The sequence below is a fragment of the Variovorax sp. Sphag1AA genome, from assembly GCF_014192575.1.
In the GTDB taxonomy this organism is placed as follows: domain Bacteria; phylum Pseudomonadota; class Gammaproteobacteria; order Burkholderiales; family Burkholderiaceae_C; genus Variovorax.
On the sequence record NZ_JACHYC010000002.1, the window covers coordinates 566,120 to 585,743 of the forward strand.

Here is a 19,624-nt window from a genome sequence, read left to right on the forward strand (position 1 = left end):
TTCGTGAAGGAATGCCTTTGACTGACCCGCGCGGGCCGAAATGCGCGGGATTAAGCCTTCTGTTTCTGTCTTTCGGTTTGGACTTGCCGGCCTAAGCTTCGAAGCAAGTCAAACGAACTACAGGAAGTGGAATGGCAAGACTGATCATCCTGGCCCGGCACGGCAGCGTGCGGCAGGTCAACCTCGCGGGTCCGATCACCACCATCGGGCGCTCGCATTCGAACAACGTGTGCATCGACAGCGACCGGGTGAGCCGCCATCACGCGGCCATCCAGTGGACCGGCGAGCACTACATCCTCACCGACATGGGCAGCCGCAACGGCACCTATGTGAATCGCGAGCGGGTCCGCGCGCACGAGCTGACCAACGGCGACGTGATCCTCGTCGGCGACTGCCAGCTTCGCTTCCTGTGCAACCGGCGCGTCGAAGTGCCGGTCGATGCGCTGCGGCTGATGCCCGCAGCGGACGATTTTCTCCAGCTCGTCCCTTCGCGCTGATCAGGCGGCGTGCGCCTCGCTGCGGTGCTGCACCGGCGCCGCCGTGTTCTGCGCGACGGGCGCTGCGGGCCGCGGACGGCGTTCGCTGATCAACCGGGCCGCCAGTTGCGCGGCCATTTCCAGCTTCTTGAGATCGCGCGCCTCCAGGGCCGGATCGGGGTTGAAGCTGAACGAATACAGGGTGCCGTAGATCCCGCCGTTCACTACCACCGGCGCGCTGAGGTAGCAGCCGGCCGGCACGCGGGCGTTGAGCACTTGCCGGCAGAACGCCATTTCCAGCGGTTCCGCCTGCTCGTCGATGAACTGCGCGCGCAGCGTCATTTGCGAACGGTGCGTCACGCGCTGGCCGTCCACCACTTCACAGGCGAAGGCGGCGTCCATGCCCTGTTGCTCGCGCAACAGCTTCAGCACCTGGTGGACGCCCTGATCGATCAGCGGATCGCAGAAGTCCGGCGTAGCGATGAGCAGGTCCGACACCGTGACCTCGAGGGCGCCGGGAGCGAAATCGCAGTCGTAGTAGCTCATGTGCAGGACCTTCTTTGTTACTTTCTGTGAATGGCTCTATTGAAACGCATATCACCGCGGTTTCAAAAAAATGAGAACTTAGGTTTCAGATTTAGTGACTACTTTGTCACAAAAGTACTACAGACGGTACTACTTTGTTACCTTCGATCAGCCCATTTCCGCGACGGCCTGTCGCCTCTGACGCATCGGCTATCGTCCGGCGCATGGCGCAATCCGAAATTCAACCCCCTGCGGGCCATGCCGCCCCGCTCGACGTCGCGGTCGTGATGCGACGCGAACGCCTGCACGGGCCGTCGAGCCACTGGCAGCCGTGGCGCTGGACGCTCGGCGAGGTCGTGCCTGACGAACCCGGTTTCGGCCGCGAGCCGCGCCTTTTGCACGAAGACGACGAGGAGCAGCGATGGCTGCATCCTGGATTCAAGGTCGAACTGTTCCGCGACGAGGCCGAGGGCTACCACCTGAACGTCTCGTCGCCGGCCCCCTGCTGGTTCGTGCTCTGGCGGATGGACGAGGAAGCCACCGTGGCCGCCGAGCCGATCCCGCGTCCGGTGGTCGTGACGCTCAGCTATTACGAGGCGGGCCGGTGGCTCGACGCGCAGGAAACCGTCGAGCAGGTGCCGGCGCCACCGGAAGTCGTGACCTGGCTGCGCGCCTTCGTCGACGAACACTACGTGGTCGAGCCCAAGCGTCGAAAGCGGCCGGAGAGCTTCCGTTCTCTGACCGATCGCTTCGGCAACGCAGTGAGCGTCTCCACCGAGAAGCCGCGCGGCCGGGGAGCCGGCGATGTCTGAGGGCTTCTTCGATCGCTGGTCGCGCCGCAAGCAGCAGGCGCGTGAGGGGGAGGTGCCGGACGAACCCCTGAAGCCGCAGGCGGAACCGCTGCCGGGTGGAGCGGCAGCGCCGCCAGCGGGCGAGCTTGAAATCCCCGGCGAGCAACTTCCCCCCGAGGCCGTCGAGACACAACCGCTCACGCTGGAGGATGTGAAGGCGCTCGGCATCGATTCGGATTTCCGTCCCTTCGTCGCGCAGAACGTGGCGCCGGAAGTCCGCAACGCCGCCTTCAGGAAGCTCTTCTCCGATCCGCAATTCAACGTGATGGATGGACTCGACACCTACATCGACGACTATTCCAAGCCCTCGCCGCTACCCGAGGGCGCGCTGCGCCAGATGGCCAGCGCGAAGTTTCTGAAGCTTTTCGACGAAGACCCCACGCACCCCGAAGAAACTCCCAAGGGTGATGGATTGGTCGGCGTGGCACAGTCCGGCCATTCCGGGGATCTTCCCAGCCCGCCGGTTGCCGATGCGCAACCCGCCAGCCAAAAGACCAATGACCACGACGCTGATCTGCGACTGCAACCAGACGATGCCCCTCGAGCCGAAGACGCTCGGGGCAGCGCTGACTGAATCCCTGCCACTGCGCTCGGCACTCTGCCGGCGCGAAGCGCCTTCTTTCCAGCAAGCGATCCAGTCCGGCGACGACGTGGTCGTGGCGTGCACGCAGGAGAAAAGACTCTTCGGAGAACTCGCGCAGCAGACGCCCGGAGCGACCTCCCCGATCCGCTTTGTCAACATCCGCGAGACCGGCGGCTGGAGCCGTGACGCTAAAGGCGCGATGCCGAAGATCGCGGCGCTGCTCGCCGCTGCCGGGTTGCCCGAGCCCGAACCGGTCTCGACCGTGAGCTACGCCAGCCAGGGCCGCCTGCTGATCGTCGGGCCGATCGATGAAGCCGAACAGGCTGCCGCGCTGGTTGCCGACGCGCTCGACGTGACCATTTTTTCGCGTGGTCCGGGTGTTGCGGGTGGTGGGCAGGAGCGGCGCTGGCCGGTAATCGCCGGGCGCATCGATGCGCTGGCCGGATGGCTCGGCGCGTTCAAGCTCCAGTGGACACACGACAACCCGATCGACCTCGACCTGTGCACGCGCTGCAATGCCTGCGTCAGCGCCTGCCCGGAGCAGGCCATCGGGCTCGACTACCAGATCGATATCGCGAAATGCACATCGCACCGCGACTGCGAGCGCGCCTGCGCCGTGGCCGGAGCCATCCGCTTCGACAGGACGCCGGAGCAGCAGGACGGTGCCTTCGATCTCGTCCTCGACCTCGGGGACGTGCCGCTCATCGACTGGCATGCGCCGCCGCAGGGCTACTTCCATCTACCGAGGGGTCTGTCGAACGCGAAGGGTGCGCAGACACTTCTGCGCCTGCGCGACATGGTCGGCGAGTTCGAGAAGCCGAAGTTCTTCGACTACAAGCAGAAGCTCTGCGCGCACAGCCGCAACGAAGTGGTGGGCTGCAACGCCTGCATCGATGTGTGCTCGGCCCATGCGGTGAGCAGCGACAAGGAGCGCCAGCGCATCGTCGTCAACCCGAACCTCTGCGTCGGATGCGGCGCGTGCACCACCGTATGCCCGACAGGTGCGCTGGGCTACACCTACCCGCGCACGCCTGACCAGGGGCGCAAGTTGCGCACGCTGCTGTCGACCTACGCGGGCGCCGGTGGACGCGATGCGGCGCTGTTGCTGCACAGCGAGGAGGGCGGTCGGGCGCTCATCGAGCAACTTGGCCGGGCGGCTCAGCTCGGCAAGGCGCAAGGCGTTCCGGCGAACGTGATTCCGCTCGCGCTCTTCCACGCAGCGAGCACCGGTATCGACCTCTGGCTGAGCGCGGTGGCGTTCGGCGCACGGCAGGTGTGCGTGCTGCTGACCGGTGAAGAGGCGCCGCAGTATGTCGACGCGCTGAAGAAGCAGGTGGAAATCGCACAGGCGCTCCTGCACGGCCTCGGCTACACGGGCACGCATTTCAGGCTTATCGAGGCGGCTTCTTCGGCGGCGCTCGACAAGGCACTCGCTGCCTTGCGCGAGACGCGGCAAGTCGTGCCGTCCAAGGCCGCGCGCTTTGCGGTCGGGGCGGAGAAGCGCGGCACGCTCGAATTGGCGCTCGACCATCTGATGGATGAGTCGCCGGTGTTGAAGGCACAGGCCGATTCGTCGCTCGCGATTGCGCTGCCCGCGGGCTCACCCTTCGGCAGCATCGCGGTGGACAAGGACAAGTGCACCCTCTGTCTCGCCTGCGTCAGCGCCTGCCCGGCGAGTGCGCTGCAGGACAACCGGGATTCGCCGCAGCTTCGGTTCATCGAGAAGAACTGCGTTCAATGCGGGCTCTGCGAAACCACCTGCCCGGAAAACGCGATCGATCTCGTGCCACGACTGCTGGCCTCGCCCGCACGCAAGCAGGCGGTGGTGCTCAACGAAGCGAAGCCGTGGGCCTGCATCCGCTGTTCGAAGCCCTTCGGCACGCAGAAGGCCATCGAGGCGATGCTCGTCAAGCTGGCCGGCCACGCGATGTTCCAGGGCGAGGCGCTGGAGCGCCTCAAGATGTGCAGCGACTGCCGGGTCATCGACCTCTACAGCTCGCAGGACGAAACGAAGATCACACAGCAATGAGCCAGACCTTTCCAGCGACCTCGGCCCTCGACGAAGAAATCGCGCGCGCGGAACTCTACGGCTTGCTCGCGCGGCTCTGGTATGCCGCGCCGGATTCGGAACTGCACGAAGCCTTCCGGGTCGCGCCAACCGAAGCGCCTGCCGCGGGCGCCTTCCTTGAGGAGCCGTGGCGGCGCCTCGTCGGCGTCGGCCGCGAAATGGACGCTGCCTCGATCGGCGACGAATACGACGCGCTCTTCGGCGGCATCGGCCGGCCGGAGGTCTTTCTCTTCGGTTCGCACTATCTGAGCGGTTTTCTCAACGACAAGCCGCTCGCCAAGCTGCGCAACGACCTCGACCAACTCGGGCTTGCGCGCGAAGAGGCCGTCTCCGAGACCGAGGACCACATCGCCTTCCTGTTCGAGGTGATGCGCTACCTGATCGCGGGCGAGGACGTCGAAGTGGCCAACCTGACCCGTCAGCGGGCGTTCTTCTCGACCCATATCCAGTCGTGGTTGCCGACCATGTGCGATGCCGTGTCGCGGCACCCGAAGGCGCGCTTCTACGCCGCGCTGGCGGAGCTGACGCGCGCTTTCGGCGAGGTCGAGGCGCAGGGTTTCGACATGCTCGAATGAGAGCAGGGAAATCTCAGGGGATTTTTCGGACGACTGGCATTAGGGTCTCGACTACTATCCGAACTTATGTAACTGGTTTCATATCTGACCAGTGCGTCAGCCACTCCTGGAGTTCGTCATGCAGGACAGCCAAGCCCCCGGTTCACAGCCGGCATCCCGTCGGGGATTCTTTCTAGGCGCCGCCACGGTTGGTGTCGCCGCAGCAGCCGTCACGGCGCTGCCCAAAGTCGTCGATTCGCCCGATGCCTCCGCCGCACCCGAGCCCAAACCCGCGCCGGAAAAAGGTGGCGGCTATTCGCTGAGCGAGCACGTCAAGCGCTACTACAAGACCGCGTCTGCCTGAAGACGGAGGTGAACCCCATGCTGTTGACCAAGAAGACGAGCGGCGCCGCGCGTGACGTTGCCTCGCCTGCCACCAACCCCTCCCACGCCGGCTCATCGTTTGTGCACAGCCTTCGGCGCGGTCTCTCCAACGCACTGCCGACCATGGACCGGCGCGCCTTCCTGCGGCGCTCCGGACTGGGCGTCGGCGTCGGTCTCGCGGCCGGGCAGCTCACGCTGATCCGCAAGGCCAGGGCGGCCGACGGCCGGCCCACCGCGATCGGCGCGGGCAAGGTCGAAGTCCGCCGTACGGTCTGCTCGCACTGCTCGGTCGGCTGCGCTTCCGATGCCGTGGTCGAGAACGGCGTCTGGGTGCGCCAGGAGCCGGTGTTCGATTCGCCAATCAACCTCGGCGCGCACTGCGCCAAGGGCGCGGCACTGCGCGAGCACGGCCATGGCGAATACCGCCTGCGCTACCCGATGAAGCTGGTCAACGGCAAGTACCAGCGCATCAGTTGGGACACGGCGCTCGACGAGATCACAGCCAAGCTCAAGGAGCTCAGCAAGGCCAGCGGCCCCGACTCGATCTACTGGATCGGCTCCAGCAAGCACAGCAACGAGCAGTCGTACCTGCTGCGCAAGTTCGTGAGCTTCTTCGGCAGCAACAACTGCGATCACCAGGCGCGCATCTGCCACTCCACCACCGTCGCCGGCGTTGCGAACACATGGGGCTACGGCGCCATGACCAATTCGTACAACGACATGCGCAACGCCAAGGTTGCGATGTACATCGGTTCCAACGCGGCCGAGGCGCATCCGGTGAGCATGCTGCACATGCTCCATGCCAAGGAGCGCGGCTGCAAGATGATCGTGGTCGACCCGCGCTTCACGCGCACCGCGGCCAAGGCCGACGAGTACGTGCGGATCCGCTCGGGCTCCGACATCCCGTTCCTCTTCGGCATCCTGCATCACATCTTCAAGAACGGCTGGGAAGACAAGAAGTTCATCAACGACCGGGTCTTCGGCATGGACGAGGTTCGCGCCGAAGTGCTCGCGAAGTGGACGCCCGACAAGGTCGAGGAGGCCTGCGGCGTCAAGGAGGCCCAGGTTCTCAAGGTCGCGACCTGGCTCAATGAAAACCGCCCCGGCACCGTCGTCTGGTGCATGGGCCAGACCCAGCACTCGATCGGCAACGCGATCGTGCGCGCCTCGTGCATCCTGCAACTTGCGCTCGGCAACGTCGGGGTCTCCGGCGGCGGCACCAACATCTTCCGCGGCCACGACAACGTGCAGGGTGCGACCGACGTGGGACCGAACCCGGATTCGCTGCCCGGTTACTACGGCCTGACCGAAGGCTCGTGGAAGCACTTCGCTGCGAGCTGGGGCGTGGACTACGAGTGGATCAAGAGCCGCTACGCTTCGCCCGCGATGATGAGCAAGCCCGGCATCACGGTGTCGCGCTGGATCGACGGCGTGCTCGAAAAGAACGAGCTGATCGACCAGGACTCGAACCTGCGCGGCGTCGTCTATTGGGGCCACGCGCCGAACTCGCAGACGCGGGGCCTCGAGATGAAGCGGGCCATGGACAAGCTCGACCTGCTCGTGGTGATCGACCCGTATCCGTCCGCGACTGCCGCGATGGCCGCCATGCCCGGCAAGGCGGAAGACCTCAACCCGAATCGCGCGGTCTACCTGCTGCCGGCCTGCACGCAGTTCGAGACCAGCGGGTCGTGCACCGCGTCGAACCGCTCGCTCCAATGGCGCGAGAAGGTCATCGAGCCGCTCTGGGAGAGCCGCAGCGACCACATGATCATGCAGCAGTTCGCCGACCGCCTCGGCTTCGGCAAGGAGCTGAGCAAGAACTACAAGATGCAGAAGGTCAAGGGCATGGACGAGCCCGTGCCCGACGACATCCTGCGAGAGATCAACAAGAACTGCTGGGCCATCGGCTACACCGGCCAGAGCCCTGAACGCCTGCAGGCGCACATGCGCAACATGTCGGCCTTCGACGTGGCCACGCTCAAGGCCAAGGCCTCGGTCAAGGACAAGGTCAACGGCTACGACATCGCGGGCGACTACTACGGCCTGCCGTGGCCCTGCTACGGCACGCCGGAACTCAAGCACCCCGGCTCGCCGAACCTGTACGACACCTCCAAGCATGTGATGGACGGCGGCGGCAACTTCCGCGCGAACTTCGGCGTGGAACGCAACGGCAAGAACCTGCTCGCAGAGGACGGCTCGCACTCGCTCGGCGCGGCCATCACGACCGGCTACCCCGAACTGGACCATCTGCTGCTCAAGCGGCTCGGCTGGTGGGACGAGCTCTCTGCCGACGAGAAGGCCAAGGCCGACGGCAAGAACTGGAAGACCGACCCCTCGGGCGGCATGATCCGCGTGTTCATGAAGAACCATGGCTGCCATCCCTTCGGCAATGCCAAGGCGCGCGCGACGGTCTGGAACTTCCCGGATTCGATCCCGCAGCATCGCGAACCGCTCTACGGCACCCGGCCCGATCTCGCTGCGAAGTACCCGACGCACGACGACAAGATGGCCTTCTGGCGCATGCCGACGCTGTACAAGACCGTGCAGCAGCGCAACATCGCCGACAAGATCTCGGAGAAGTTCCCCTACATCATGACTTCCGGCCGCCTGGTCGAGTACGAGGGCGGTGGCGAGGAAACGCGCTCCAACCCGTGGCTGGCCGAGCTGCAGCAGCAGATGTTCATCGAGATCAATCCGAAGGTCGCGGCCGAGAAGGGCATCCGCAACGGCGAGCGTGCCTGGGTGATGACGCCGACGGGCGCGCGTCTCAATGTGCAGGCATTGGTGACGGAGCGCGTGGGGCCAGACACGGTGTTCATGCCCTTCCACTTCTCGGGCCACTGGCAGGGCGCCGACCTGCTGGCCTACTACCCCGAGGGCGCGCACCCGATCGTGCGCGGGGAGGCGATCAACACCTCGACCACCTATGGCTACGACAGCGTGACCATGATGCAAGAGACCAAGACGACGATCTGCAACGTCGAACGAGCGTAAAGGAGATCACATGGCCCGAATGAAATTCATCTGTGACTCCGAGCGCTGCATCGAATGCAACGGCTGCGTCACCGCGTGCAAGAACGAAAACGAAGTGCCGTGGGGCGTGAACCGCCGACGTGTCGTCACGCTGAACGACGGCGTGCCGGGCGAGCGCTCGATCTCCGTCGCCTGCATGCATTGCTCCGATGCGCCGTGCATGGCGGTGTGTCCCGTGCAGTGCTTCTACCGCACCGAGGAAGGCGTCGTGCTGCACGACAAGGACGTGTGCATCGGCTGCGGCTACTGCTCCTATGCCTGCCCGTTCGGCGCCCCGCAGTTCCCCTCGCAGGGCACCTTCGGCGCGCGCGGCAAGATGGACAAGTGCACCTTCTGCGCCGGCGGCCCCGAGGCCAACGGCTCGCAGGCGGAATTCGAGAAGTACGGACGCAATCGCCTTTCGGAAGGCAAGCTCCCCGCCTGCGCCGAAATGTGCTCGACCAAGGCGCTGCTCGCGGGCGATGGCGATGTGGTCGCGGACATCTTCCGCACGCGCGTGGTCCAGCGCGGCAAGGGCGCGGAAGTCTGGGGCTGGGGCACCGCCTACGGTTCGCGCCAGGCCGGCACGCCGACGAATGGAGCCACCAAATGAAGCGCGCATTCGCGACCGCCGTTGTCATCGCCGGCGCACTGCTGCTCGGCGCCTGTGGCGAGAGGCCCCAAACCAACGAGCATGGCGTGCGGTTCGATGCGCCGCCATGGACCGGCAGCGGCACGCAGCCGAATACCGGCACCGCTTTTACCGCCAGCGGATGGCAGCCGGGCGACCGAAACTCCTGGGAACAGCATCTCAAGGCGCGCATGCAGTTCAGCCAGAACGAGTACACGCGGATCAACTGAGGCGGAGGCCGTATGAGACACGTGCTTAACGCGCTGATCGTTGCTGCGGCACTAGGCTGCGGCCTGGCCGGCGCGCAGACGCAGGCGCCGTCCCCGGCCCCGGCCCAGCCCCAGGCCGAAAGCGGCATCCGCAGCCAGAACATCTTCGAGGTCAAGCCCGACGCGAGCCAGGATCCCGGCTACCTCGAGCAGACCAACGGCGAGCGCCAGCGCGTCCAACCCGGCAACAACGCGCCGATGTGGCGGCAGGTGAGCGGCGGCGTCACCGGCGTCAGCAGCCTGCCGGTCGAGCAGGCGCCGGAAGCCGGCAACCTGATCCAGCGCTTCGTGAAATACCCGGGCTCGTACTACACCAACGCTGGCGAAGCGTGGCGGCAGACGCGCAACAACCTGATCATTCCCTACGGCGCCGCGCTGCTCTTCGTGACGCTGCTCGCGTTGACGATCTACTACTTCACGCGCGGAACGATCGGCCTGCACGAAAGGGAAACCGGCCGCAAGATCGAGCGCTTCACCCCCTTCGAGCGTGCGACGCACTGGTCGAACGCGATCGCCTTCATCGTGTTGGCGATCTCCGGCCTGGTGATGGCCTTCGGCAAGTTCTTCCTCTTGCCGATCCTCGGCGGCGCGCTGTTCGGCTGGCTCACCTACGTGCTCAAGACGGTCCACAACTTCGTCGGACCGCTGTTCGTCCTCACCACGCTCTTCATGATCTTCACGTTCTTCCGCGACAACCTGCCGCAAAAGGGCGACATGAAGTGGGTTCGCAAGGGCGGCGGCCTCTTCGGTGGCAGGGAGCCCCCCTCGCACCGTTTCAATGCCGGCGAGAAGGTCGTGTTCTGGGGTGGCGTGCTCTTCCTCGGCACCTTCGTGATCGCATCCGGGCTTTTTCTGGACAAGTTGCTTCCGGGCTTCGTCTACACCCGCGGCGAGATGCAGATCGCCCACATGATCCATGCCACGGCGACGCTGCTCATGATCGCGCTGATCATGGGTCACATCTACATCGGCACGCTGGGCATGCGCGGCGCCTATTCGGCCATGCGCGAGGGCTACGTCGACGAGACCTGGGCCAAGGAGCATCACGAGCTCTGGTACGACGACATCGCCGGTGGCAAGATCCCGGCACAGCGCAGCGCCGAGGCCCGGGCTGCGGCCCATGCGCCGGTCGGCGGCGCGCGTGTCGAAGGAAGTCCCTCATGAAGAAGTCGCTGATCCTTTGCGGCCTGCTCGCCGGCGTATTTGCCGCGCCAGCCGCCTTCGCCAGGTTGGCTGCACCGGCTGCGACGCCGGAAGCCAAGCTCAAGGCCGCCGAAACGGCGCAGAAGGCGGCCTGGTCGGCCAAGGTCGACACCTTCCAGCTCTGCCAGGCGCAGGAGCGGGTCGTGGCGCATGTGCGCGACGGCCTCGTCGCCGCCGGCAAGCCCGTACCGACGCCCACGCCCACGCCGGCTTGCACAGATCCCGGCCCATTCGCCTTTGCACCGCCCGAAGAGCCCAAGCCGATCGAGGCATCCGGCGCGCATTCGCCGGCGGCGACCGCGGTGTCCCCACCGAGCTCGAACCAGCCCTCGTCCGAGACGCATCCCGCAACCAAACCGTGAAGCTCCCGCGCCTGACGAAGGCCCGGGCGCCGCTCACGCGCGAGGTCGAAATCGTCGATGAGCACGGCGAGCCCGGCATCGTCTCCATCCCCGCCGAACGGGACCTGACGGTCTACGTCGACCGCCGCGAGCTCGTCACGCTGATGACGCTCGGCGCCGAGCCCGAGTTGCTCGTGCTGGGCTACCTTTTGAACCAGCGGCTCATCGAATCGGCCGCGGATGTCGAATCCATCACCGTCGACTGGGAGGTGGGCGGCGCGGCTGTGCGGACGCATACGGGCATCGACCGGATCGAGGAGCGCACCGCCAAGAAAGTAGTCACGACCGGCTGCGGTCAAGGCAGCGTCTTCGGCGAGCTGATGGCCGGCATCGAGCGGTTGCGCCTGCCGGACACGCGCATCACGCAGGCGCAGCTCTATGCGCTGGTCAACACCATCCGCGTCCAGGAGAGCACCTACAAGTCCGCGGGGTCGGTCCATGGCTGCGCGCTCTTTACGCTGGACGGTGGCGGCGAAGACGTGCGCATGCGCTGTTTCGTCGAGGATGTCGGCCGCCACAACGCGATCGACACGATCGCCGGCTGGATCGCCATGCAGCCGGCACACGAGCTCAGCGGCGCGCGGGTGTTCTACACGACCGGCCGGCTGACCAGCGAGATGATCATCAAGTCGGCGCAGATGGGCGTCGCGGTCGTGGTTTCGCGCAGCGGCATCACGCAGATGGGGCACGAGGTGGCGAACCGTGTCGGCCTGTGTGCCATCGGGCGTGCGACCAACCGGCGCTTCCTCTGCTTCGCGGGCGCCGGGCGGCTGCTGCTCCAGCCCGAACTGGCGGGCGCGCGTCAGCCGACGGCCGCCTGAGCGCCTAAGTCCTTCAGTTTGGCGGGCGTTGGCCGCTCGGCTATCGTCACGCTCCATGAACGCTTCCCTCCGCCTTGGCTGGCGCACGCTTTGGCGCGACCTACGCGCGGGCGAACTCCGGCTCCTCATCGTGGCCGTGCTGCTCGCCGTTGCGGCGTTGACGGCAGTCGGATTCTTCGCCGATCGCCTCAAGGGTGGCCTCCAGCGCGATGCGCGCCAGCTTCTCGGCGGCGACGCGGTGCTCGCCAGCGACAACCCGACGCCTGCCGCTTTCATCGAACGTGCGCGGGCGCTGGGCCTGCAAACCACCACGAACTACGGTTTTCCGACCATGGCGCGCGCAAGCGATGCGCAGGGCGGCGCCACCAAGCTCGTGGCGCTCAAGGCGGTAACGGCGGGCTACCCGTTGCGCGGCAGCCTGCTCGTCAGCACCGACACCACGGCGCCGGGGCAGACGACGCGCGACATCCCGGCGCCCGGCGACACCTGGGTCGATGGCTCACTGCTCGAAGCGCTGGGCCTGCAGGTCGGCGACACGCTGCTGCTCGGCGATGCCGGGCTGCGCATCGCCCGCGTGATCACGCTGGAGCCCGACCGGGGCGCCGGCTTCATGAGCTTCGCGCCGCGCGTGATGATCAACCAGGCCGACGTGCAGCGCGCCGCCCTTGTGCAGCCTGCGAGTCGGGTGAGCTACCGGTTCGCGGTCGCGGGTGAGGCGGCTGCGGTCAAGCGCTTCAGCGACTGGGCGGCCGAGATCCTCAAGAGTGGCGAGGTCCGCGGCGCACGGCTTGAATCCTTCGAGAGCGGGCGGCCCGAGATGCGCCAGACGCTGGACCGCGCCGAGAAATTTTTGAACCTCGTCGCACTGCTGGCCGCGCTGCTGTCCGCGGTGGCGGTGGCGCTCGCGGCGCGTGGCTTTGCCGCCCGGCATCTCGATGACTGCGCGATGCTCCGTGTGCTGGGTCAAAGCCAGCGCACCATCGCCGGCGCCTATGCCTTCGAGTTCGCCGTGGTCGGCGTGATCGCCAGCGTGCTCGGCGTGGCGATCGGGTTCGGCGTGCACTACGCCTTCGTGATGCTGCTGGCGGGGCTGGTCGAGAACGCGCTGCCCGCGCCCACCATCTGGCCGGTCGCATTCGGTCTTGGCGTGGGGCTCACGCTGCTGTTCGCCTTTGGCCTGCCGCCGGTGCTCCAACTTTCGCGTGTGCCGCCGCTGCGCGTGATTCGTCGCGATGTCGGCAACCTGAAGCCGGCGTCGATCGCGGTGCTCGCGCTGGGCGTGGCGGGCTTTGCGGCCCTGCTGGTCGCGGCGAGCAGCGACCTCAAGCTCGGACTGATCGCGGTCGGCGGTTTCGCGGGCGCGGTGGCGGTGTTCGCACTGCTGAGTTGGCTCGCGGTGCTGGTGCTCCGTCGCAGCGTCAACGAGACGACCGCGCCGCGCTGGCTGGTGCTCGCCACGCGACAGATCTCGGCGCGACCCGCGTATGCGGTGGTGCAGGTCAGCGCGCTAGCGGTCGGGCTCCTGGCGCTCATTCTTCTGGTGCTGCTGCGCACCGACCTCGTGTCGAGCTGGCGCAAGGCCACGCCGCCCGATGCCCCGAACCGCTTCGTGATCAACGTGATGCCGGACCAGAGCGATGTCTTCCAGAAGACGCTGCGCGACGCCGGCGTGCGCAAGTTCGACTGGTATCCGATGATTCGCGGCCGCCTGGTCTCGGTCAACGGCCGGCCGGTTTCGCCCGACGACTACGCCGACGACCGCGCGAAGCGGCTGGTCGACCGCGAGTTCAACCTCAGCAACAGTGCCGAGGCGCCGCCGCACAACATGATCACCGCCGGCACCTGGACACCGGGCGCAGCGGGCGAGGTCAGCGTGGAAGAGGGCCTGGCCGAGACGCTGGGCCTGAAGCTCGGCGACGTGCTTCGCTTCGACATCGGCGGGCTGCAGAACGATGCGCGCATCACCTCTCTTCGCAAGGTGGACTGGGGTTCGATGCACGCCAACTTCTTCGTGATGTACACGGTGCCCGAGCTGGCCGACGTGCCGGTGACCTACATGGGAGCGTTCCGCGCGCCGGACGTGAAGGGCTTCGACAACGCGCTCGTGCGAACCTATCCCAACATCACCAACGTCGACATGAGCGCCACGATCGGGCAGGTGCAGCGCGTGCTGGACCAGGTGATCCGCGCGGTGGAGTTCCTCTTCGGCTTCACGCTGGCGGCGGGGCTGGTGGTGCTGTTCGCGTCGGTCACAGCGACTCGCGAAGAGCGTGCGCGTGAATTCGCGGTGATGCGTGCGGTCGGCGCGCGCGGCAGTCTGCTGCGCCAGGTGCAGCGTGCAGAGCTGGCCGGCGTCGGGCTGATGGCGGGCTTTCTCGCGAGCATCGTTGCATCCGCGATCGGATGGGGGCTCGCGCGCTATGTGTTCGACTTCACCTGGACCGCTTCGCCGCTGGTGCCGATTGCCGGTGCGCTCTCGGGCGCGGTGCTGGCGCTGGCCGCCGGCTGGTGGGGCTTGCGCGAAGTGCTGCGCCGGCCGGTCGTCGCGACCCTGCGGCAGGCGGCGGAATAGAAAGTCGAAGCGCAATGGCCCAGTGCATCGAGTTCGACACCGAACGCCTGCGCCTGCGCCAGTGGCGTGAAAGCGATCGTGCGCCTTTTGCCGCACTGAACGCCGATGTGGGCGTGATGGAGTTCTTCCTCTCGCCGCTGTCTCGCGCCGAAAGCGATGCGATGGTCGATCGCGTCACGGCGGTCATCGATGAACGTGGATGGGGCCTTTGGGCGGTGGAAGAACGTGCGAGCGGCAACTTCATCGGCTTTGTCGGACTGAGCATTCCCCGGCCTGATCTGCCGTGCTCGCCCTGTGTCGAAGTCGGCTGGCGCCTCGCACCGGCGTTCTGGGGCAAGGGCTATGCGCTGGAAGCCGCGCGAGCCGCACTCTGCGTGGGCTTCGAGCGCATCGGCCTGCAGGAAATCGTCTCGTTCACCGCCGCACTGAACCTGCGTTCGGAAGCCGTCATGCAACGGCTCGGCATGAGGGCCGACGGTGTCTTCGAGAATCCCGCGCTTCCCGAAGGCCACCCCCTGCGCCCGCACAAGCTCTACAGGCTCGACCGAACGTCCTGGAGCACTTCGTCGCGAAGCTGCGGGAACACCTTCGACACCTTCGCGAGCAGGTAGTCGCCGTACATGCCGTTGAAGGCATGCACGTTCGCGCGATCCCAGCGAAGAGCGCTGTCGTCGAGCGCATTCGCACCGGCGAGGCCTTCGATGCGCTGCACGCGGGCCTCGAAGTTCGGATCGAAGAAGAGCGGGAACGAAAGCCTGTCGCGCCCCGAGGTGTTCCGTGTGACGCGGTGCGGCGTCGACTTGTAGAGCCCGCCGGTCATGCGATCGAGCATGTCGCCGATGTTGCAGACGAAGGAGCCCGCGACGGGCGGCGCCTCGATCCAGCCTTCCGGCGTGCGCACCTGCAGGCCGCCGACGTCGTCCTGATGCAGGATCGTGAGCAGGCCGTAGTCGGTGTGCTCGCCGACGCCCCAGTGCACATCCATGCCTTCCGGAACGGGTTGCGTCGGGTAGTTGAAGATGCGGAACAGGATCAGCGGATCCGCCGTATAGCGCTGCGCGAAGTAGTCGGCCGGCAGCCCGAGGCTGAGCGCGATGCCCTCCATGAGCCGGTGCCCGAGCTGCGTGACCGCGTCCATGTAGGCGAGGATGGTCTCGCGCATTCCCTCGACTTCGGGGAACAGGTTCGGTCCGTGCACTGGCGTGCGGGCGCGTACCAGCGGATGGTCTTCGGGCAACTCAGTGCCGAGATAGAGGCCTTCCTTCCAGTCCGGCCGGCCCGAGGTCAGTTCGCCCGCGAGCGGAAAGTAGCCGCGCCACGCCCGGCCGCCCAGTGCCATGCGCCAGCGCATCTTGGTCGCTTCATCGAGGGCGAAGAAGCGGTGGCTCAGTTCTTCGAGCCGCCTGGCGAGCGCCGGATCGACGCCATGGCCAACCACGTAGAAGAAGCCGTGGGCGCGGCATGCGGCGCCGATCTGTGCCGCCACTTCGTCGCGGGCCGGGCCGCTGCCCGCGAGGCCGGCAACATCGATGACCGGCAGGGCGCCGGAAGGGGGAAGGGGTAAATCACGCATCCCGCCATGGTGCCGCAAGTCCTTGGGACAATGTCGCCCATGCAAATTCAGGAAAAGCCGCCTTTCGACACTCCCTTCGAATGGATCGGCGGCGAAGACAAAGTCCATGCGCTGGTGGAGCGCTTCTACGATCTGATGGACCTCGAGCCGGCCTACGCGCACCTGCGCGCCGTGCACGGCAGTTCGCTGGACAACGCCCGCCAGCGGCTCTTCTGGTTCCTCTGCGGCTGGCTGGGCGGCCCGCAGCACTACACCGATCGCTTCGGCCACCCGATGCTGCGCGCGCGCCATCTGCCGCAGAGCATCGGCGGACACACGATCGGGATCAAGGAGCGCGACGAGTGGCTCGCCTGCATGGACCAGGCGATGGGCGAGACCGGCGTGCCGGAAGCCTTGCGCGAGCGCTTGCGCGGATCGTTCTTCCAGACCGCGGACTGGATGCGCAACCGCAACGGTTAGGCGTTACGTATTCCGCCGAGACGGCGCCAGCAGCACCACCAGCGCACCCGCGCCGCCTTCCGCCGGCTTGGCCTGCACGAAGGCCAGCGTCTCGTTCTTCTGGATCAGCCAGCGCTGCACCTTGGCCTTGAGCACCGGCTGGCGGCCCGGCGAGCCCAGGCCCTTGCCGTGCACCACGCGCACGCAGCGCAGGCCGTGCTTGTAGGCCTCGCGGATGAAGGCGCCGAGCGCCTCGCGCGCTTCGTCGCTGCGCATGCCGTGCAGGTCGATCTGGCGCTGGATGGTCCACTCGCCCGCGCGCAGCTTGCGCGTCACGTCGGTGTTGATGCCGGGGCGGCGGAAGCTCATCGCGTCGTCGGCGTCGAGCAGGGTGGTGACGTCGAATTCGTCGGACAGCGATTCGCGCAGCACGCGTTGTTCGTCGAGCTGCTGCTGCACCGGGAGCGGCGGGGGCGGTTCGGGTGCGAGATGCACCGCGGCCTTGCGCCGCAACGGCTGGGTGGCGCCGATGGCACGTGCGAAGAGGTCCTGCTCGGCCGCGCGCTTCTTTTCGGCCACCGCGCGGACGATCGCCTCGGCGGCTTCGCGTTCGCGCTGTGCGGCGAGCGTGCGTTGCACGTCCTTGAGGTCGGCGAGGCTCTTCAGGTTTCGGGGTTTGGCGGGCATGCGTGCGGTGCGGGAGAAGTCACTCAGACGGCCATGCTCACGTCGATCGGGCAACGCAGGGTCAACACAGTGCCCGTGGCGCCGGGATGGATCTCCAACGTGCCGCGGAGCCGCGACGCACGCGCCTGCATATTGCTGAGTCCCATGCCGGCCGGCGTCGCCGAGTCGTTCGCAAAGCCGCGGCCATTGTCGCGGATTGACAAAGACAGTTCCCCCTGGCGGGCTTCGATGCGGATGCTCACCTGCGTGGCGCTGCTGTGCTTGATCACGTTCGCGAGCCCTTCCTGCACCACGCGCAGGAAGTCGAGCACGCGCTTGCCGCCGAGCCGGCAGCCGTGCAGTCCTTCGATCGTCCAGCGGCATTCGATGTCCGCCGCCTCCAGCAGCCGCGTGCACCGATGGCGCAGCGGCGCCAGGCGTTCCGCGAGGTCGTCGGTGTCGTCGAAGGCGGAGCTTTCGATGATCAGGCGCAGGTCGTCGTTGACCTCGCGCAGTGCCCAGAGTGCGACGCCGTCCTGCGCGCCGACCCGATTGCCGAGCGTGTTGATGTGGCTGCTCAGCGTCATGCCCAGGCCGTCGTGCAGGTCGCGCACCAGGCTCAGGCGTTCGGCCAGGCGTGTCTGTTCCAGCTCGGCCTCATGCTGGCGGCGCAGGCCTTCGGCGAGCTCGTGCGTGGCCTGCGTGACGCGCTGCTGGAGCTCCACGTTGAAGTTCTCGACCAGCCGCATGCCCTTGACCATGCGCCATGTGAGCGTGAAGGCGATGCCCAGCATCGTCGCGCTGGCCGACATCGCGGCGTAGTAGATGCCGGTGGGCAGCCATTCGAAGAACAGCAGCGCGTCGTGCACACCGGCGGCGATCGGGACCAGCAGGCAGAGCGAGAGCACTGCCGCTTCCGTACGCCGCGATTGGATGGCGTTGCGCATGATCAGCCCGATGCCGGCGAAATAGGTAGCCATCGTCACCAGCACCGTTGCATCGCGCAAAGGCGCTTGCACCGACGACGGCGAGAGCACCAGCGTGGCGAGCCCGGCAGCCATGAAGGCGAGAGCCGCGCGGTGCGCCTTCCTGTTCGCGATCTCGCAGTAGGTCAGCGCAAACATCAGGAAGCATCCTGCGCTCGCGAACATCGCCAGATGGTTGAGCCGCTGGAAGGCCTCGGTACTGGCGAAGGGCCACGGGCTCACCGCGACGTTGTTGTACGAGAAGAGCACCCACAGCAGCGAGAACAGGCTGAACCAGCCATAGGGCACTTCCTTGCGCCGGAAGAGCCAGAACATGCCATAGAGCACGCCCATGCCCAGCGTGAGGCCGATGCCGAGCGTCTGCATCGTGCGCCGCGTGAAGTTGGCCTCGCGGTACAGCGCGCGCACCGCCTGCGGCTCGCCGATCGTCACGGCGCCGAGCGATGGCTGGTAGGGTGCAAGGCCCGAGACACGCACCAGCAGCTCGTTCGCGCCGGGGCGCAGCAGGGGTGCATCGAGCGTCCAGTAGCGCGGCAGGTTCCACGAGCGCGAGAGCGGTTCGACAAGGCCGCTGTCGCCGCCGATCAGGCTGCCGTTGAGGTACACCGCGCCGGCCATGTTGATGTATTCGATCATCAGGCCGGTGGGGCGCGGCGGAACGATGTCAGCGGGTTCGTTCCATCGCAGGCGATACCAGACGACGCCGTCGAAGCCGGGCCAGCGCGCGGTCCAGCTGTCGGGCAGCGTGACGGGCGTCCAGCCCTCGGCGGGCGGCGACGTGGCGTCCCATGCGGAGCGCACGGCCTCGACCTGCAGTGGAGGCGCCCCCGCGACAGCTGGCGAGGGCGAGAGAAAGAGAGCGAAGAGCGCGAGCCACGCGAAGAGCGCGCCCGCCCGGAAGATCAGGGCAGCAGGCCCTGCGCCCGCGCGCTGTACACCGCACCGGCCCGCGATCGCACGGCGAGCTTTCGGTAGATGTTCTTGGCGTGGCATTCGACGGTATTGATCGACAGGGTCAGGCTTTGGGCGATCTCGCGATTGCTGTGGCCCTGCGCAACCAGTCGCAGCACATCCATCTCGCGCTCACTCAGTTCAGCGGTAGCCGCCGGAACCGGCGCGTGGGCGATGGTAGCAAGGGCGGGCGAAGCCGGCTTTGGCGCGGCCATGAGCTTGAGGATGCGCCGGGCGATGACCGGGTCGATCGGCGCGCCGCCGCGCTGCATGCTGCCGAGGGAGAGTTCGAGCTCGGTGTCGCTGCCGTTCTTGAGCAGGTAGCCCACCGCGCCACCGCGGATGGCCTGCAGCACGGTGGCATCGTCGCCGAGGCTGGAGACGACCACGGCGTCGACTTCGGGTGCATGGGCCTGCATCCACGGCAGCAGGTCGAGCCCGCTGCCATCGGGCAGGCCGACGTCGAGCAGGGCGAGGTCGTACTTCGTGCTCGCGAGCTGCGCGCGTGCTTCTGCCAGCGAGCCGGCCATCGCGCAGCGCGCGCGGGGCGCGGCCGCGGCGGCCACGCGCTCCAGGCGCTCGCGGACGGCGTGGTCGTCGTCGACGATCAGGATGTCTTCCACAGTCGGTCCCGCCTTGTCATGGTGAAGCGCGCATTGT

20 protein-coding genes are annotated in these 19,624 nt (G+C 66.9%); 15 read left to right on the forward strand and 5 right to left on the reverse strand.

Annotated features, from left to right (window positions below; all coding sequences use genetic code 11):
• Positions 1-131: 131 nt before the first annotated feature.
• The gene (locus FHW64_RS09205; protein WP_184525274.1) at positions 132-497 is read left to right on the forward strand and encodes an FHA domain-containing protein; all 366 of its coding nucleotides are present in this window, start codon (positions 132-134) and stop codon (positions 495-497) included.
• Here the strand turns inward: FHW64_RS09205 and FHW64_RS09210 are convergent, their stop codons facing one another.
• Complete coding sequence (locus tag FHW64_RS09210; protein ID WP_184525276.1) at positions 498-1,022, reverse strand: hypothetical protein; 525 nt, start codon at positions 1,020-1,022, stop codon at positions 498-500.
• A gap of 203 nt (positions 1,023-1,225) precedes the next feature.
• Here FHW64_RS09210 and FHW64_RS09215 point away from each other — a divergent pair, with 203 nt between their 5' ends.
• The 13 genes from FHW64_RS09215 (at position 1,226) to FHW64_RS09275 (ending at position 14,961) form a co-directional block, all read left to right on the forward strand.
• Positions 1,226-1,813 (forward strand): DUF3305 domain-containing protein, encoded by a 588-nt coding sequence (locus FHW64_RS09215; protein ID WP_184525278.1) that lies wholly within the window; start codon positions 1,226-1,228, stop codon positions 1,811-1,813.
• Entirely contained in the window at positions 1,806-2,426 is a 621-nt protein-coding gene (locus tag FHW64_RS09220) for a DUF3306 domain-containing protein (protein ID WP_184525280.1), read from the forward strand. The genes FHW64_RS09215 and FHW64_RS09220 overlap by 8 nt, the downstream gene beginning before the upstream one ends.
• A complete protein-coding gene (locus FHW64_RS09225) occupies positions 2,350-4,464 on the forward strand; it encodes a 4Fe-4S dicluster domain-containing protein (RefSeq protein ID WP_260303726.1) in 2,115 nt (704 codons plus the stop codon). The genes FHW64_RS09220 and FHW64_RS09225 overlap by 77 nt, the downstream gene beginning before the upstream one ends.
• Positions 4,461-5,078 (forward strand): molecular chaperone, encoded by a 618-nt coding sequence (locus FHW64_RS09230; protein ID WP_184525282.1) that lies wholly within the window; start codon positions 4,461-4,463, stop codon positions 5,076-5,078. The genes FHW64_RS09225 and FHW64_RS09230 overlap by 4 nt, the downstream gene beginning before the upstream one ends.
• 118 nt (positions 5,079-5,196) lie before the next feature.
• Positions 5,197-5,421 carry a formate dehydrogenase gene (locus FHW64_RS09235; RefSeq protein WP_184525284.1) on the forward strand — a complete coding sequence of 75 codons (225 nt, stop codon included), beginning with the start codon at positions 5,197-5,199 and terminating at the stop codon, positions 5,419-5,421.
• 17 nt (positions 5,422-5,438) lie between these two features.
• Positions 5,439-8,435, forward strand: a complete 2,997-nt coding sequence (locus FHW64_RS09240) for a formate dehydrogenase subunit alpha (RefSeq protein WP_184525286.1) — start codon at positions 5,439-5,441, stop codon at positions 8,433-8,435.
• 10 nt (positions 8,436-8,445) lie between these two features.
• Positions 8,446-9,066, forward strand: coding sequence for a formate dehydrogenase FDH3 subunit beta (fdh3B, locus tag FHW64_RS09245; RefSeq protein ID WP_184525288.1), 621 nt, complete (start codon positions 8,446-8,448; stop codon positions 9,064-9,066).
• A complete protein-coding gene (locus FHW64_RS09250) occupies positions 9,063-9,314 on the forward strand; it encodes a hypothetical protein (protein ID WP_184525290.1) in 252 nt (83 codons plus the stop codon). Before fdh3B ends, FHW64_RS09250 begins: the two co-directional genes overlap by 4 nt.
• A gap of 12 nt (positions 9,315-9,326) precedes the next feature.
• Positions 9,327-10,517, forward strand: a complete 1,191-nt coding sequence (locus tag FHW64_RS09255) for a formate dehydrogenase subunit gamma (RefSeq protein WP_184525292.1) — start codon at positions 9,327-9,329, stop codon at positions 10,515-10,517.
• Entirely contained in the window at positions 10,514-10,918 is a 405-nt protein-coding gene (locus tag FHW64_RS09260) for a hypothetical protein (RefSeq protein ID WP_184525295.1), read from the forward strand. Before FHW64_RS09255 ends, FHW64_RS09260 begins: the two co-directional genes overlap by 4 nt.
• Positions 10,915-11,778 (forward strand): formate dehydrogenase accessory sulfurtransferase FdhD, encoded by an 864-nt coding sequence (locus FHW64_RS09265; protein WP_184525297.1) that lies wholly within the window; start codon positions 10,915-10,917, stop codon positions 11,776-11,778. The genes FHW64_RS09260 and FHW64_RS09265 overlap by 4 nt, the downstream gene beginning before the upstream one ends.
• 55 nt (positions 11,779-11,833) lie before the next feature.
• Positions 11,834-14,350, forward strand: a complete 2,517-nt coding sequence (locus FHW64_RS09270) for an ABC transporter permease (RefSeq protein WP_184525299.1) — start codon at positions 11,834-11,836, stop codon at positions 14,348-14,350.
• Between the two features lie 14 nt (positions 14,351-14,364).
• A complete protein-coding gene (locus FHW64_RS09275) occupies positions 14,365-14,961 on the forward strand; it encodes a GNAT family N-acetyltransferase (RefSeq protein WP_184525301.1) in 597 nt (198 codons plus the stop codon).
• On the opposite strand, the gene FHW64_RS09280 is transcribed toward FHW64_RS09275, so the two are convergent.
• Positions 14,883-15,923 (reverse strand): isopenicillin N synthase family oxygenase, encoded by a 1,041-nt coding sequence (locus FHW64_RS09280; protein ID WP_184525303.1) that lies wholly within the window; start codon positions 15,921-15,923, stop codon positions 14,883-14,885. The two genes, FHW64_RS09275 and FHW64_RS09280, sit on opposite strands and share 79 nt — an antisense overlap.
• Positions 15,924-15,962: 39 nt before the next feature.
• Between FHW64_RS09280 and FHW64_RS09285 the strand changes: the two genes are divergently transcribed.
• Entirely contained in the window at positions 15,963-16,382 is a 420-nt protein-coding gene (locus FHW64_RS09285; protein WP_184525305.1) for a group II truncated hemoglobin, read from the forward strand.
• Positions 16,383-16,385: 3 nt separating this feature from the next.
• On the opposite strand, the gene FHW64_RS09290 is transcribed toward FHW64_RS09285, so the two are convergent.
• The 3 genes from FHW64_RS09290 to FHW64_RS09300 are packed head-to-tail and all read right to left on the reverse strand — an operon-like array spanning position 16,386 to position 19,587.
• Positions 16,386-17,048, reverse strand: coding sequence for a Smr/MutS family protein (locus tag FHW64_RS09290; RefSeq protein ID WP_184525307.1), 663 nt, complete (start codon positions 17,046-17,048; stop codon positions 16,386-16,388).
• Positions 17,049-17,071: 23 nt separating this feature from the next.
• Positions 17,072-19,006 carry a 7TM diverse intracellular signaling domain-containing protein gene (locus FHW64_RS09295; RefSeq protein ID WP_184525309.1) on the reverse strand — a complete coding sequence of 645 codons (1,935 nt, stop codon included), beginning with the start codon at positions 19,004-19,006 and terminating at the stop codon, positions 17,072-17,074.
• Complete coding sequence (locus tag FHW64_RS09300) at positions 18,916-19,587, reverse strand: response regulator transcription factor (protein WP_311733274.1); 672 nt, start codon at positions 19,585-19,587, stop codon at positions 18,916-18,918. Before FHW64_RS09300 ends, FHW64_RS09295 begins: the two co-directional genes overlap by 91 nt.
• Positions 19,588-19,624: the final 37 nt, after the last annotated feature.